Origin of the sequence: Streptomyces sp. NPDC020731, from assembly GCF_044334705.1 — a bacterium.
Taxonomy (GTDB): domain Bacteria; phylum Actinomycetota; class Actinomycetes; order Streptomycetales; family Streptomycetaceae; genus Streptomyces.
Window position 1 is genome coordinate 47,737 of the sequence record NZ_JBIRTN010000005.1, and the last position, 15,086, is coordinate 62,822.

Sequence of the window (15,086 nt, forward strand, 5' to 3'; positions counted from 1 at the left end):
CTAGCGCTCCACCTCGGTGAAGCGGTCCAGTCCGAGTACGGCGAGCAGTTGCAGCTTCTCGTGGCCCTCGGTGCGTGGCGGAGCCGTGAGCACGAGCAGTGTCTGGGACTGGTCCTCGGTGAACAGCGCCTGGCAGTCCAGCTCGATCGCGCCGAGTTCGGGGTGGAGGAGCGTCTTGTGGTCCTCGAACCGCTGTGCCACCTCATGGCGGGCCCACAGCTCGGCGAACTCCTCGTTCGCCTTCTGGAGGGCGCGCACGAGTTCACCGGCCCGCGAGCGCGGGCCTCGCAGCCCGTGGGCGGCACGCAGGTTCGCGACCTGGGCGCGGCTCTGCCGGTCGCGGTCGGCCTCGGGATACAACGACCGTTCCGCGGGATCGGTGAACCAGCGGTAGATCGCGCTGCGGGCGAGACCCGTGTGCCTCGACGCGTCCCCGAACAGGGCGGCGGCCATCCTGTTCTGCACCAGCGTCTCGCCGAGGTCGGTCAGAACGAGCGCCGGGGTGTCGTCGAGCCGGTCCAGCACCCGCAGCAGCGCGGGAGCGACATACGGCGAGGCCGACAGCGATGCCGGCGCGTTGTGCCCGGCTATCCGGTACAGATAGTTCCGCTCGTCGCCCGTCAGCCGGAGCGCCCGGGCGAGCGAGGCCAGCATGTGCTCGCTGGGCTGCGGCCCGCGCCGCTGCTCCAGCCGTGTGTAGTAGTCGGTCGACATCACGGCCAGAGACGCGACCTCCTCACGCCGCAGACCCCGGGTCCGCCGGCGTGCGCCTGCGGGAAGGCCGAGGTCCTCCGGCTGCAGCGCCTCGCGGCGGCGGCGCAGGAAGTCGGCCAGAGCTGCACGGTCCATGGGGACGATTATCGTCCGGCACCGGTGGGTGAGCCAGGGATCGCCGATCCCCCGACAACCGGTCTCTGCCCCCGTGGCGGCGGACCGGCCACGATCGGGACATGAACATCTCCGGAAACACCATCTTCGTCCCCGGCTCCACCAGCGGCATCGGTCTCGCTCTCGCCCTCGAGCTGAAGGCCAGGGGGAACACCGTCATCGTCGGCGGCCGGCGCGCCGAGCTGCTGGAGCGGATCGCGGCCGAGCACCCCGGCATCGACACCGTGCGGATCGACACCACGGACGCCGTGAGCGTCACCTCCGCCGCGAAGCAGGTACTGGACCGTCACCCGGACCTCAACGTCCTCGTCACCATGGCCGGCGTGATGCGCGTCGAGGACTGGCGCGACCCCGCGTCGTTCCTCGCCTCCGCGGAGTCCACGGTGACGACGAACGTGCTCGGCCCGATCCGTCTGATCGCCGCGTTCGTCGAGCGTCTGCAGGCACAGCCGGACGCCACGATCATGACCGTCTCCTCGGGCCTGGCCTTCGCACCGCTCAAGGCCACGCCGAGCTACAACGCGTCGAAGGCGGCGATCCACATGCTCAGCGAGTCCGTCCGGCTGCAGCTCGCCGGCACCTCGGTGAAGGTCGTGGAACTCGAACCGCCGTCCGTCCGCACCGCACTGCTGCCCGGGCACGAGGACAACGAACACGCCATGCCGCTCGACGAGTTCATCGCAGAGGTGGTCGGTCTGCTCGAGACCCGGCCCGACGCGAAGGAGATCCAGGTCGAGCGCGTGAAGTTCCTGCGCTACGGCGAGGCCCGCGGCGACTACGACCAGGTCGTCGAGACACTCAACGGCACCGACCCGCACCGGAAGTGAACCGGAGGCTCCGCTCGCCACCGCGCACCCGCCCTGCCTGTCGGTGCCGCGCCGCGGGCTGCCAGGACATGACGCGTTCCCGGAAACGACGGGGCAACAGTGCCCAGGCCGGCCCTGGCCTCGCCGCTGGAGTCCGAGGAGGAGGACGCCGTCCGTCGGGGGCGTGGCCCCTCAGCGCATGCGGATCACCGCGTACGTCTCACCGTCCCCCGGCGGCCGTGTCCAGGAGCGGGTGGTGAACGTGTGCAGCCGCCCGCTCACGATCGCGTGGCGCGGCAGACGCGCACCGAACTCCCCGGCCACCGCTTCCAGCAGCGACCGTTCCACCTCGGCGGCGTCCTCCAGGGCGTCGAAGAACCGGCTCGGGTCCAGCGCCCGCGGTATGTCCCCGCTGCGCCGGACCTCTCCGTCCGCGTAGGTGAACGCGTACTGCTCGGCGCCGTCGCACGCCACCGAAAGGTGGAAGAACGGCTCCCCGTGCCATGCTCTGAGGCCGCTCCACACCACCACCGCGCGGGTGCCCGCACCGGCGGCCGGGGCGGGGGAGACGAATCGCTGCCGGCCGAAAGCGGCGGGGTCGCCGTCGAAGGCGAAGCTCCAGCCGGGGCCGGCCCGGCCGACCGCCATGAGAGCCCTGTCGTCGTAGGACGAGAACTCCCTCCGGTTGTGCAGCAGCCTGCGCCGGGCGTCCCGGAGGGTCATGGGTTCGTTCAGCACCGCGTCGTCCCCGTCCGCCAGACGCGCCGGCAGCTCCTCCGGCTCCACCCCCTCCACCAGGACGAACCGGTAGGACGTACGGTTGTCGCCGGGGTCGGGCTCCGCGAGCCAGGCCAGGCCGCCCGGGTCGAGCCCGGCCGCCGGCCCCGGTGCCTCGCCCTGCTGCCCGCCCCTCGGAGCGGACAGCAGCTCGCGGCCCCGCTCCGGGGTCAGCAGCGGCCCGAGCAGGGGGTCGGCCACCCACCCCAGCGGCGCCAGGAGGTCAGGTCCCAGCGGTTCCCACAGGGGCAGGGCGTCCATCAGGGTCCGCCATGCCCCGTCGGTGTCCCCCCACCGCGCCAGCTCCCGAGCCCGCCCGACCGCCTCCCCGAACGGCCCGGCCGCCGTGTACCGGTACGTGCCGCCGCGCACCCGCTCCAGCGTCGCGTGGGCCAGTGACACCAGATCCTCGTCGGCGCCTCGCAGGTGGAACTTCAGCGTGGAGTCGTCCCGGTACGAGTGCGCCGCGTGCTCGGCGACCAGCGGTGGCAGCAGCTCGGGCGCGTACCGGGGGTCCGTCACCAGGCCGTCGAAGTACACCATGGAGGTCTGCCCGAGCAGCCGGCGTATCTGGTCGCCCAGCCCGGCGGCCCGCGGTCTGCCGTACGCCTTGGCCTCGTCCAGTGCCTTCCCGGCCCGCTCCCAGCCACCGCGCAGCGCCTCCAGCCGGGCCTCCTCCACCAGGGCGTCCAGCTTCCGCGTCGTGTCGTTGACGAACTCCGGCTCCCCGTCGTTCGGCCGAGCCCGCAGGCTGTGGAACTCCCGGTGCATGTCCCGCATGAACTCGAGGAAGCTCGCGTGGCGCTCGGGCGAATCGGCCCGCCAGCTCGCCCACGTGTACACGGCCCACTCGCCGTCCTCGTCCACGTCCTCGGGATCCATCAGGACGTAGGTGGCATCGGACTCGACGTCGAGCTGCAGCCCGCGCCGCCAGATGTCCACCTCCTGCCGCTCCTCGGGCCCGGCGTCCTCGTCCAGGTACTCCTCGAACATGACCGCGAGTCCCGACTCGTCGTCGTGCCAGTGCGCGTCCGCGGTCCCCGCCAGCAGCGAAACGAACCCGCCCGCGTGCCGCCACCCGTCGCTGACCCCGAGGAACTCCCGGTACGAGGGAGGCATCCGCCGGCCGAGGCGCTCCTCCAGGGCCGCGATCAGCTCCTCGGACGCGGGCGGGAACCCCAGCCACCGTGCCTGCCGGGCGGCTTCGTCCTCTTCGCCCCGCGCCTCGCCGTCCGGCAGGGAATCCGCCCACTCCCCGCTCCACTTGAGCAGGAAGGACCGCCAATCGAAGGGTGAGTTCTTCGTCATGCCCCGATGCTGTCACCCGCCACTGACAGTGCCGCCGGAGTCAGGAGCCGTCCGACAGGGCGGGTGTCGGGATCTCTCAGCCGAAGGCGGTGTCTCCTGAGCCCCGCTGATCATCGCCGGCCTGGCGCTGGTGGTGCTGTTCCCCGAGGTCACCACCGTGATCCCGGCGCCGTCGGTCTCCATCGTCATCCTGACCGTCATCACGGTCACGGCCGTGATCGTCGTGCCGACCGTCGGTGACAAGGGAGCTCTGCCCTCCTCCCCGCCCGTTCCCGGTCTGCCGGACGTGCCGTCCACCCTGGACACTCTGACGACGATCACCCCGTACGCGCTCACATCCGGGCAAGGGCGTCCGACCCGGACCCCCACGGAAGCGGGCCGGGAGATCGACCACGATCGTGTGCGGTGAAGCCGCGTGACGTGGGTACCGGCAGGGTGACGCGTGACGGGACGGTTCAGGAGGGCGACGATGGAATCGATGAGTCAGTTGCGACAGCTCAGAGCCGTGTATGCGGGCGGTGCGGTCGCCTGGGCTCTCTGCCTGGCGCTGACCCTGATTCAGGAGAACGGGTCGGCGCGGCAGACGGTGGTGCTGCTGGGCCTGCTCGCCGTCTTCCTCGTCCTGCTGCTGTGGTCGACCTGGTGCCTCTGGGAAGCCGGGGCGCGCCGTCCGGCGGACCGGGCCGCAGACGCGGCGAACGCGCGGCTCGAGCAGTCCTAGCGGACCGACGGCAGGACCCGGGCGGGCCGTGGACGAGGAGGGAACCGGCCCGCAGTCCTGGGCTCCGGACCCACCGCTACGTCCGGATTCGTGCCGGGCCGTGCGCGTCCAGCCACCGGATCTCCTGAGCGGGCGGCCGCACGCCCTGCCGAACCCCTCGGGTGAGGACGGGCTCGGGCCGACCCTTCTTCCGCGGTCCGCCAGAACTCGCGGAGCGCGGTGACGAGTTCCTCGGGTGTCTCCTCGGCCATGGCGCGCTCGGAGTACGGACGGTGCTCCTGGTCGGTCCGGGGTCTCGAGGACTCTCCGTGGCCCCGTCGGTCGCCGCGGACGGCCGTGGAGGAGCAGTACGGGCGTATCGTCGCCGCCGTGCCGCAGGCGGAGCCCAGCCCGGTTCCCCGCCCGGCGCGTCAGCGTGAAACCGTCGAACACCCCGCCCTCTGCGCCGGGTTGCCGCGGATCACCTGCTCCGGATCGCCGACCCGACGCGCGAGAGGCCGATCGGTCCGAGGCGGATTCACAGACGAACGATGATCAAGGCGATGTCGTCGCGTCCGCCGTCGGCCACACCGAGGCGGGTGAGCCGGGTGTCGGCCGGCCGACTCGTCCCCGGTCCGGCCCGTGACCCGCAGGCAGGCCTCATTGACCACGACGACCGTCAAGTCGGGGTCCAGCACCGGATAAGGGCTGGGGGTCACGGTGAACAATGCCTGGTAGTCGATCCGTGGTGTGGTCACGCGCGCTCTCCTGTCCGGTCCGCAGGCTCCCGTCCTCCAGTGATCGACTGTGCGCTCGGCCGCGAGCGGCGGGCTGTCGGCTCGCCGGGACGAGCATGCGCCACTCCGGCGGATCTCCCTGCGTCATGACGTGATGACGCGGGTCTCGTCCGAAGGTGGAGGTACCGGCCCGGCCCTCACGTGTCTGTGAGCGCGATGTCCGGGCATACGGGCTTCATCCTTATGAGAGGAGCTCGTTCATGCTCGGTATGGTCGCGGCGGTGCTTTTCTTCATCGCGTTTCTGATCAACGCGGCGGAGATCAGCACCAACGACGTGTTCTCTTCGGTGAACGTCATGCTGCTGGGGCTGACCGCCCTGGCCCTGCACGTGGCGGGAATCGGGGCCGGCTGGTCCCGCCGGCGCTGACCCGGTCCGCGCGGGTCCGGCACACGTGTCGCCGGGCCCGCGCTGTCCTGTCCGCCGCCGCTCTGCCGCGGGCGGTGATCGCCGTCGCGTAATGATCTTCGCAGTCCTCGGCCGCGTCGGACGCACCTTGACGGCGTGAGCGGGAGCGGAGGGCCCCCGCCGCGCACGGGTTGAAGCATCAACAGCCAAGTCCGTTCTTGCCGCCTGCATTTGACGGGGCCCGGAGTCGGAGGGACGCTGGATGTGTGTAGTACGAAGAAGGGCGCTCGGACACGCCCCGCGCAAGGAAGCCCTGCGTCTCGCACGGCCTTGCGATGACCTTCGCGATCGTCCTAGCCCAGGGAGTGGGCACGATGAAGAACTCCCGCACTCCGCCGATGAGCCCGGCCGTGGCCTGCCCGGGGCCCTGCCCGGTGCCGTTGGCGCCCGACGCCCTGGCCCAGCTCTACGCCCGCTACCTCGACCTCACCACCTCGGGCCGGCTGCCGGGCACCACCGCCTTCGAGGACTACTACTACACCTGGCGCTCCGCCCGGCGCGGCGCCAGGCGTGTGGGACTCGACGACGGTGCGGCCCGTGTGGGCCCGAGCGCCGCCCGCCAGCTCATCACCCGGCCTGCCAGGCGCCTGAAGGGCGTGGTCAACACACTCGTACTCCTGGTCGACTTCCCCGACCGGCCGCACGACCCGAACCGTCGCCCCGGCCATTTCCGCGAGTTGCTGTTCAGCACGGCGTCCCTGCCGACGGGCAGCATGCGCGACTACTACCGCACGGTGAGCGGTTTCGACCCGTTCGGCGACACCGGCATCGACGTCCAGGGCGAGGTCCAGGGCTGGTTCCGGATGCCGCAGCCGCTGTCGTTCTACGCCGACGGCAACTCCGGCCTCACCGAGGACGGTTTCCCGCGTAACGCCCAGGGCCTGGCCCGGGACGCGGTACGGATCGCCCTGCAGGAGGGCGTCGACTTCACACCCTTCGACGCACTGGACGAACACGCGGTCACCGCCCTGTTCATCGTGCACGCGGGCCTCGGTGCCGAGCAGACGCTCGACCGGGACGATCTGTGGAGCCTCAAGTGGGGTGTGCCGAACGGCGTGGAGGTCGCGCCCGGTCTGACGGTGGAGACCTTCCTCACCGTGCCCGAGAACTGTGCGATGGGCGTGTGCGCCCACGAGTGGGGCCACCTCGCGGCACGCTGGGCGGACTACTACGATACCGGTCAGTTGGAAGCGACCATGTCCAACGGGCTCGGCAACTACTGCCTGATGGCCTCGGGTTCCTGGGGCAACACCGGGCTCACACCGACGTTCCCCAACGGCATGCTGCGCATGTTCCACGGCTGGACGGCCCCGCAGCGCGTCACCGCGAGCGCCAAGGACCTGGTGCTGCGGCCCTCCGCGGAAAGCGGTGACCTCGTGTTCATCCAGAACGCGGAGACGATGACGGAGCGGCAGTACATCCTCGTCGAGTACCGGCGCCGCCGCGGACAGGACGCGTTCCTGCCCGACTCGGGCATCGCGGTCTGCGTCGTCGACGAAGCCGTCCGGGACGTCAACGACGAGGACGCCCTCGCCATCGAACTGCTGCAGGCCGACGGCAAACGGGACCTCGGAGCGATCTTCGGCCGGGGCAACCGCGGAGACTCCGACGACCTGTATCCGTCCCTCGGGAACACGGCCGTCGGAGAAACGACGAACCCGCCGCTCAACCTGCCGGACGGACGGTGGTCCGGGGTCACCGTCGAGGTCGAGGGGAGCCCGGGCGACGAGACGATGGCGATCGACGTCCGGATGGACTGAGGGACGCGTTCCCGCTCATCACCGAGCAGCAGGTGTGTCCGCTGCGGGGACGGTGCTCCCGCGTACGACCAGCCGGTGCGGGATCGTCAGATCGTGGGCGGGCACCTCGTTGTGGGGGCTGTAGATGCGGTCGGCGAGGCACTGCAGGGCGCGGGCGGCGATCTGTCGCTTGTCGGGGGAGACGGTGGTGAGGGCAGGACGGCTGAACCGGCCGTCCTCGATGTCGTCGAACCCGACGATCGCCATGTCCTCCGGCACCCGGAGCCCTCGGGCATGTGCCGTGTGGAGGGCACCCAGGGCCAGTTCGTCACTGAACGCGAACACCGCGTCGGGGACGGCGTCGCCGTCCAGCAGTTCCGCCATGGCCCGGGCGCCGTCACTTCGGTGCAGCGCGGTCACGGCGCGCTCCCAGTCGGTTCGGGGTGCGACTCCGGCACGTCGCAGCGCCCTGCGGTAGCCTCCGGCGCGCTGTTCCGCCGTACCGTTCTCCAGATGCGGCTGAAGGCCGATCGCGGCGATGCGGCGGCGTCCCCGTGACAGCAGGTGAGTGGTGGCCTCGTCCGCGGCGGCCACATTGTCCACGGCGACCCGGTCGGCCATGCCCTGGGGACTGCGCTCGCCGAGCAGTACGACGGGCAGCGGACGAGCGATCGCGGTCAGATCCTGTGCCGCCAGGGCCCAGGGGCTGATGACGAGTCCGTCCATCACCCTGCCCCCGTCGCCGGTCAGCAGACGCCGTTCCGCCTCCGCGTCGCCCCGCGTCTGATCGATGATCACGGTCCACGACCGGTGGCGCGCCTCGTCCACGAGCAGACCCGCGAGCTCGGCGAAGTAGGGGGAGCGCAGCTCCGGGATCGCGAGGCCGATGATGCCGGTACGGCCGGCCCGCAGACTCCGGGCGGCGAGGTTGGGGCGGTACCCCAGCTCGTCGATCGCCTCCTGTACCCGCCGACGGGTCTGCGTCGACACCCGGGCGGAACCGTTGACCACGTTCGACACCGTGCGCGCGGAGACTCCCGCGCGGGCGGCCACGTCTTTCAGGCTGCTGCTCACCCGCACATCGTGGCATGCGGCGCCCCACGCCATCCAAGAGCCGGCCAGGAAGGTATTGCCACGTTGAAATCAACGATGCAACATGACCGGGACAGTTCTGCTGCGAGGAGGTACGCATGAGCCCGTACGCCTACCCCGGCATCGCGCCGGCCGGTCTCGACGTCGATGTGACGGCCGACGTGGAGGCCCTCTACTCGGACGGCATCACCGCCCGCAAGGGTGCGTTCACCCCCGAATGGGCCGACCGGATGCGCGAGGACATCGAGGCGGCCTTCCAGGACGCGCGGAAGCGGCCGGGCGGCGCGGTCGGCCGTGGACCGCACCGCTACTACGTGGAGATACACCCCGAACAGCTGCGCGGCTTCGTCGATCTCGTCGACCACCCCTGGGTCCGCTCCGTCTGCACTGCGGTCCTCGGGCCCGACTACCGCATCGTCGAGCTGGGCTTCGACGTGCCGTTGGAAGGCGCGGTCGACCAGCCCTGGCACCGGGACTTCCCCATGCCGGAGGAGACCCGCGCCGAGCGGCGGCTGACCTCGCTGGCGTTCAACGTGACCGCCGTCGACACGGAGGAGGGCATGGGCCCCTTCGAGATCGCGCCGGGTACCCAGTGGGACGACAGCCCGGAGTTCGAGCACGGGATGTTTCCGCCCCGGTCCCACCGTCCGCGCTACGAGGAGCGAGCCGTGCGCAAGTACCCGCAGCGCGGCGACATCTCCGCGCGCACCGCGCTGACCATTCACCGCGGCACCAGGAACCACTCGTCCAGGTCCCGCCCCGTACTGGTTCTGGGCGTGGACGGGCCCGAGGCCACGAACGGCGACCGGCACGACACCGCCGTGACCCGGGCCTACCGGGAGGCTCTGCCCGAACGGGTCCGACGCCACCTGGACTGCCCGGTCGTCGACGTCCTGGAGCCGGTGACACAGAAGCACACCATCGAGGGCCTGGTCATGGGCGAGGCCTGAGCGGCCGGACGGCGCGCCGCGCCGGCGCCGGACGACGTCCACCCCGGCCCTTGCCCGTCGTGAGTCTCTGTGCGGGCCGGGGGCGCGACCTCCTGGGAGTGCTGCCCGGTCATCCACGTGGTCAGGAGGTGTGTGCAACGTCCGGTGGAGCTCGACCCGTGCAATGCGGACGCTGCCTCACCGGCACCGTCCGCCTCGCGCGCAGGCCGGACGACCGCGGATGTCCCACCCGTTTCTGACGGCTGACGCATCATCGCAACGACAACGCCGCGAGAGAACGGCCTCTCAGCCGATGCGAGCTCCCGCGCCGCCGACCCGGACGCGCGGGTCGCCCGCGCGCAGCGTCACCGTGAGCCGGCCCGGGCGGCCCAGGTCCTCGCCCTGGTGCAGGGTGAGGACGGCGTCCTCGGACACAAGGCCGAGCTCACGGGCGTACGCCCCGAACGCGGCCGCGGCCGCGCCGGTCGCCGGGTCCTCGACGACGCCGCCGACGGGGAACGGGTCACGGACGTGGAAGACGGTGGCCGACTCCCGCCACACCAACTGGACGGTGGTCAGGTCCAGGCGGTGCATGAGGGCTTCGAGGCGCGCGAAGTCGTACGAGAGATCCGCGAGGCGGGCGCGCGTGGCCGCCGCGAGAACGAGATGACGGGCGCCGGCGAACGCGATACGGGGCGGGAAGGCCGGATCGAGATCGCCGGCCGGCCAGCCCAGCGCGGCGAGTGCCTCCGCGAGGTCGGCGTCGGCGATCTCCGCGACGTGCGGCTCCACGCTGGTGAGCGTGGCCCTGACCGTCCCGTCCTCCTCGGTCACCTCCACCGGCACGGTGCCGGCCCGCGTCGCGAACACCAGCTCCCCGGGACCTGTCCGCTCGGCGAGCGCGACGGCGGTCGCGACGGTGGCGTGCCCGCAGAACGGCACCTCGGCCTTGGGGCTGAAGTAACGGATGCTGTACGCCCGTCCCTGCGGACCGCCGAGGCCCTCCGGGGGTGCGGTGAGGAACGCGGACTCCGAGTATCCGAGGCCGGCGGCGATGGCCAGCATCTCCCCGTCGTCCAGAGCGGTGGCGTCCAGAACGACACCGGCGGGGTTTCCGCCGTCGGGACTGCTGGAGAAGGCGGTGTATCGCAGTACCTCGGGCCGCGGCGCATTCGTCGTCATGCTCGCGGCAACGCGACGCGAACCCGCGGCTATTCCTGGACGAGACGCCGGGAGACGGCCGCGTGCGCAGGGCCCACGCGGCGGAGCGAGCAGGCGGGCGGCGGGGGAGGGCGCAGCTCACCACACATAATCGGTTGCCCGCCGGCGATGGTGGTGGATGCAATGTCCGGCATGACAACCCAAGCGCGCCCCTTACCGCTCTGCGATCCGAATCGTCACACGGAAGGCGCCGACGCATGAGTGCGCCATCAGCACCGCCGTCCGAAGCCGAACGGGCTGCCGGGGCGTCCGTCCGGATCGGCGCTCTCGTTCCACTGACCCGGCCCGCCTGGGTCGAGGCGGGCCGGCACTTGCTCGCCGGGCTCGAGCTGGCCGTGCGCGAGGCCAACGACGCCGGTGGGATCGCCGGACGGCCGATCGAGCTGGTGGTCCGGGACACCGCGGCTGATCCACGGAAAGCGGAGGCGGCCGTGGACGAATTGGCCCGCCTGGGTGTGGCTGCCTTGGCGGGGGAGTATCACAGCGTCGTCGCTCGCGCCGCCGCCGCCCGGGCCGACGCCCTCGGACTGCCGTTCCTCTGTTCGTCGGCGGTGCTCGACGCGCTCACCGCACAGCCGACGCAATGGGTCGCGCGCCTCGCCCCGGCGCAGTCCCACGGCTGGCGGATCTACGCGGACTTCCTTCTCGGCGCGGGCCACAGTCGCATCGCCGTAGCCGCCGAGCCGAGTGTCTACTGGACGTCCGGAGCCCGCATCCTGCGGGACCACCTCGCGCCACGCGGCGGCACCGTCATCGAACTCGACATGCGCGCGCTCACCCCCACGGCCGTGTGCGACGCACTCGTCGACCACCGCGCGACAGCCCTCCTGCTGCTGGTCGGCCACCCGGAGCCGGCAGTGTCGATCGTCAGGTCAGTCCGCCACGACCGGCGCCTCGCCGAGATCATGATCGGTGCTCCGGCCGGACAACCGGAGTTCGCCCGATGGGCGACCCTGCTGGGGAACGACAGCGCCGCGGTCCCGTTCCTGCGCTACCTGCCCGAGCGCCTCGGCCCACTTGGCGCACGAGTCGAGAAGGCCCTCCGCGAGCGGCTGGGCGAAGCACCCTCCTTCGTCGCCTTCGAGGGCTACGACACGGTCCTCGTCCTCGCCGATGTGCTGCGTTCCCACGGCGGGGACCGGGCACGCACGGCCGAGTCCTGGCCGCACGTCGCAGTCGAAGGCACTCGCGGGCGGATCCGGTTCTCCCGCCCGCCGGACACCGGCGTGTGGCAATGGGTCTGGCCGCCCGTCCAGGTCGTTGATCGGGATCCGGCGGAACCCGATCGCCTTCGGATCCTCCACACCGGCTGAGGGTTCGGCGGGAGGAGGCGGACTTCCACCACGACTGCCGTGCCGGCCACCGTCCGGTCCTCGTGCACGCTGATCCGTCGGCCGGTTCCGGACGAGGGCGGCGGATGTCCGGCACCGGGTTCCCCCCAGCAGGCCCGGAGCGATCTGCCACTCGTCGTCGCCGACAACGCCGTCCCATAAGCTCGTGCACCCAGGCGCACGCACATCGAGGAGGTGACAGTGCTCGGAAGGAGCGCGGGGTTGCTCGCGGGTGCCGTGGTCGTGGCCTGCATGATGCTCCTCGGACCCAGTGCGCCGAGCGGAGCCCCCTTCGCCAGGCCACTGCCGGTCGATGCCGTCAAGGACGTCGTGCCGAACCGGGTCATGACGTGGAACATCTGCAACCCCTGCGAGACGGGCAACGTCGACCGGGCAGCGGAGATCGCCACGTACGCGCCCCAGGTCATCGGCATGCAGGAAGCGTGCGTGCGGGACGTCGAGAGGATCCGGGACTATCTGGAGCGCCTCTACGGGCTGGTCTACCACGTCGAGTACGGGACGGTTCTGCGGAACTGGGGCCGTTGCGGGGGAGTGCCGTGGAGCCCGGGAGGCTACGGCCAGGCGATCCTCTCGGCGGCGCCGATGACGGACCGCGTCAACGTGGAATACCCCGACGGAGGATCCGAGGACCGCGGGTACATGGTGGTCACCACCATGGTGGGCGGCCGGTCCGTACGGGTCTTCAACACGCACCTCGCCGAACGACGTCAGGAAGCGGTAAGGGCGGAGCAGACCGGCGTGCTCGCCGCGGCCATCGCCCGGCACGACCGCGCGATCGTTCTCGGAGACTTCAACGCCGTGCCGGACGCCCCCGAACTGGCCCGGATCCGGGCGCTGGCCGAGGACACGGATCCCCGGTGTCGTCCCTCGCACGCCGGCGCCTGCGAACCGACCACCGACTGGCACAGCAAGTTCGACTACGTCTTCCTGCGGGGCATCACCCCGCTCGGGCATCGCGTGGAACCCACCCCGTACTCGGACCACCACATGCTGCACACCGACGTGGACCCGGCCTGGTAGGTTTCCGCCACTGTCGGCACATCGGTTTCAGGCGGTGGGGTGCCGACCTGCCGGGCTGACGTCTTCGGTGGCGGCCGGAGAGGCGGGCAGGCGCAGTCCCTCTTCCGAGGGTGAGGTCTCCGACGGCCGGGAGCGGAACCGTTCAGTGCCGGTGCCGGTGCCGGTGCCGGTGCCGGTGCCGGTGCCGGTGCCGGTGCCGGTGCCGTGGCGTCGGACGTCGTGGGCGCCCCAACGGGTGCGGAAGTCCTTGCTGCGGGTCATGGTGCCGGGCGTGTGACTCCCGCCGGGAACCGATGGTCGCCCGGTCGACCCGGGGATCGGACGATGGACCGGACGGGAAACCGACGGTGACGGCCTCGACTTGGGAGTATGCCGGCAACAGGGCCCACGGCGCGGACGGGCCGACACCGCCGTCCTTACTCCGGGGTGCCGGTGCGCCGGGCGCGGGCGGCGCGGGCGCGGTCGCCGCAGCGGGTGGAGCACCAGTGGCGCCGACCGTGGGTGCGCAGGAGGAAGCGGTCACAGGGTGCGGAGCCGCAGGCGGCGAGCAGGCCGGCGTCCCGGCCGGTGAGCAGGTCGGCGGCGTCGGCGGCGAGGGTGGCCAGAGCGTGGCTGACGGCCTGGTCGGTGGGGTGCGCCTGGACGCGGCGCGGTCCCCGTACTCCGTCCCAGGCGAGCAGGGGAGCGGTGGGCACGGCCGTGAGCGCCTCGTTGACGGCCCGCAGGGACTGCTCGGGCGGGGCGGTGCCGTCGACGCGGGCGCCGAACAGGGCCCGCACATGACCGCGCAGCGTGCGCATCCGCTGCGCGCAGACCTCGTACAGCCTGACGTCCGGGGCGGTCAGGTCGTGGGCGGCGAGCCAACGCATGGCGGATCCGGGGGCGACGAGCAGGTCGTAACCCTGGCCGGCGGGGAGGGCCGCGGTGGTGTCGGCGAAGTCGAGCGAGCGGTACCGGTCGGCGCCCGGAGCCGGGGGCAGCACGGTGGGTGCAGTGTCGGCGACCACGATCTCTTCCACGCGTTCATGGTAACGCTTGCGTTTTTCCGTGACACCTCCCTATCGTGAGTCACGGAAAAAGAGACTTGCATCCGTGACAAGCCGGGAGTGATCCGCATGCCCCAACGCGACGCCGAGCAGATCCAGGTCCGCACGCTGGGTGGTCCCACCGCCCTCTTCGAGTACGGCGGCCTGCGTTTTCTGACCGACCCGACCTTCGACGGACCCGGCGACCACCCCTCGCCGGGTCCGACCCTGACCAAGACCACGGCCTCCGCCGCCACCCCCGCCGGACTCGGCCCCGTCGACGTGGTCCTGCTCTCGCACGACGAGCACGCCGACAACCTCGACACGTCCGGACGCGCCATGCTCGCCGACGTCCCACTCACCCTCACCACTCCCGGCGGCGGACAGCGGCTGGGAGGCACGGCCAGAGGTCTGGCCGACTGGGAGTCGATCGACCTGAACCGGCCCGACGGAGGCACGGTCACCGTCACCGGTGTCCCCGCCGTCCACGGCCCGGGCCCCCGCGAAGAGGTCGAGCCGATCACCGGCCAGGTCGTCGGCTTCGTACTCACCGGAGACGGCCTGCCCACGGTCTACGTCAGCGGCGACAACGCCTCACTCGACGCGGTCAAGGAAATCGCCGAGCGTTTCGCCCCGTTGGACACCGCCGTCCTCTTCGCCGGGGCTCCCCGCTTCGCCATGCTCTTCGACGGCGGACTGCTCGTTCTCGACAGCGCCCAGGCAGCGGAAGCCACCCGGATCCTCGGCGCCCGCCACGTCGTCCCCGTCCACCACGACAGTTGGGCCCACTTCACCGAGGGCCGCGACGACCTGGAAGCCGCCTTCACGGCTGCCGGCCTGGCCGACCGCCTGGACCGGAACTGGGTCCAGCGCGCCTGAGCACGCCGAACCGCGCGACGAGGCCGGCGTCGGTGGCGAAGGCGTCCGGCGGATCATGACATGCCGTACGTGGGGCCCCGTCCGAAGACGGGGCCCCACGTACGGCATGTCGGTTTGTCCTGGGCCAGGTCGCGTCGACCGTCGGG

General features: G+C 71.6%; 14 protein-coding genes and 1 pseudogene. 9 read left to right on the forward strand and 6 right to left on the reverse strand.

What is annotated here, in order from left to right; translation table 11 throughout:
• Entirely contained in the window at positions 1-849 is an 849-nt protein-coding gene (locus tag ACH4VX_RS09075; RefSeq protein ID WP_398366711.1) for a helix-turn-helix transcriptional regulator, read from the reverse strand.
• Positions 850-950: 101 nt separating this feature from the next.
• Between ACH4VX_RS09075 and ACH4VX_RS09080 the strand changes: the two genes are divergently transcribed.
• The gene (locus ACH4VX_RS09080; protein ID WP_398366712.1) at positions 951-1,715 is read left to right on the forward strand and encodes an SDR family oxidoreductase; all 765 of its coding nucleotides are present in this window, start codon (positions 951-953) and stop codon (positions 1,713-1,715) included.
• A gap of 171 nt (positions 1,716-1,886) precedes the next feature.
• On the opposite strand, the gene ACH4VX_RS09085 is transcribed toward ACH4VX_RS09080, so the two are convergent.
• Positions 1,887-3,779: an SMI1/KNR4 family protein gene (locus ACH4VX_RS09085; RefSeq protein WP_398366713.1), complete on the reverse strand. Its 1,893-nt coding sequence runs from the start codon at positions 3,777-3,779 to the stop codon at positions 1,887-1,889.
• A 103-nt stretch (positions 3,780-3,882) separates the two neighbouring features.
• On the opposite strand from ACH4VX_RS09085, the pseudogene ACH4VX_RS09090 reads away from it, so the two are divergent.
• The 4 genes and pseudogenes from ACH4VX_RS09090 to ACH4VX_RS09105 form a co-directional block, all read left to right on the forward strand.
• Positions 3,883-4,110 (forward strand): annotated as a pseudogene (locus ACH4VX_RS09090) (sodium-independent anion transporter); the annotation flags it as partial.
• Between the two features lie 147 nt (positions 4,111-4,257).
• Complete coding sequence (locus ACH4VX_RS09095) at positions 4,258-4,500, forward strand: hypothetical protein (protein WP_398366714.1); 243 nt, start codon at positions 4,258-4,260, stop codon at positions 4,498-4,500.
• Between the two features lie 976 nt (positions 4,501-5,476).
• Positions 5,477-5,644 (forward strand): hypothetical protein, encoded by a 168-nt coding sequence (locus ACH4VX_RS09100; RefSeq protein WP_398366715.1) that lies wholly within the window; start codon positions 5,477-5,479, stop codon positions 5,642-5,644.
• Positions 5,645-5,958: 314 nt separating this feature from the next.
• Positions 5,959-7,443, forward strand: a complete 1,485-nt coding sequence (locus tag ACH4VX_RS09105; protein WP_398366716.1) for a M6 family metalloprotease domain-containing protein — start codon at positions 5,959-5,961, stop codon at positions 7,441-7,443.
• Positions 7,444-7,461: 18 nt separating this feature from the next.
• Here ACH4VX_RS09105 and ACH4VX_RS09110 read toward each other — a convergent pair whose 3' ends face one another.
• Entirely contained in the window at positions 7,462-8,496 is a 1,035-nt protein-coding gene (locus ACH4VX_RS09110; protein ID WP_398366717.1) for a LacI family DNA-binding transcriptional regulator, read from the reverse strand.
• A 116-nt stretch (positions 8,497-8,612) separates the two neighbouring features.
• Between ACH4VX_RS09110 and ACH4VX_RS09115 the strand changes: the two genes are divergently transcribed.
• A complete protein-coding gene (locus tag ACH4VX_RS09115; protein WP_398366718.1) occupies positions 8,613-9,464 on the forward strand; it encodes a phytanoyl-CoA dioxygenase family protein in 852 nt (283 codons plus the stop codon).
• A 285-nt stretch (positions 9,465-9,749) separates the two neighbouring features.
• Here the strand turns inward: ACH4VX_RS09115 and ACH4VX_RS09120 are convergent, their stop codons facing one another.
• Positions 9,750-10,625, reverse strand: a complete 876-nt coding sequence (locus ACH4VX_RS09120; protein ID WP_398366719.1) for a PhzF family phenazine biosynthesis isomerase — start codon at positions 10,623-10,625, stop codon at positions 9,750-9,752.
• A gap of 236 nt (positions 10,626-10,861) precedes the next feature.
• Here ACH4VX_RS09120 and ACH4VX_RS09125 point away from each other — a divergent pair, with 236 nt between their 5' ends.
• Both ACH4VX_RS09125 and ACH4VX_RS09130 read left to right on the forward strand, forming a co-directional pair.
• Entirely contained in the window at positions 10,862-11,977 is a 1,116-nt protein-coding gene (locus tag ACH4VX_RS09125) for an ABC transporter substrate-binding protein (RefSeq protein WP_398366720.1), read from the forward strand.
• Between the two features lie 219 nt (positions 11,978-12,196).
• Positions 12,197-13,036, forward strand: coding sequence for an endonuclease/exonuclease/phosphatase family protein (locus ACH4VX_RS09130; protein WP_398366721.1), 840 nt, complete (start codon positions 12,197-12,199; stop codon positions 13,034-13,036).
• A gap of 27 nt (positions 13,037-13,063) precedes the next feature.
• On the opposite strand, the gene ACH4VX_RS09135 is transcribed toward ACH4VX_RS09130, so the two are convergent.
• Positions 13,064-13,297, reverse strand: coding sequence for a hypothetical protein (locus tag ACH4VX_RS09135; RefSeq protein ID WP_398366722.1), 234 nt, complete (start codon positions 13,295-13,297; stop codon positions 13,064-13,066).
• A gap of 155 nt (positions 13,298-13,452) precedes the next feature.
• Positions 13,453-14,055 (reverse strand): ABATE domain-containing protein, encoded by a 603-nt coding sequence (locus tag ACH4VX_RS09140; protein ID WP_398366723.1) that lies wholly within the window; start codon positions 14,053-14,055, stop codon positions 13,453-13,455.
• Positions 14,056-14,151: 96 nt separating this feature from the next.
• Between ACH4VX_RS09140 and ACH4VX_RS09145 the strand changes: the two genes are divergently transcribed.
• The gene (locus ACH4VX_RS09145) at positions 14,152-14,940 is read left to right on the forward strand and encodes an MBL fold metallo-hydrolase (RefSeq protein WP_398366724.1); all 789 of its coding nucleotides are present in this window, start codon (positions 14,152-14,154) and stop codon (positions 14,938-14,940) included.
• The last annotated feature ends 146 nt before the right edge of the window (positions 14,941-15,086 follow it).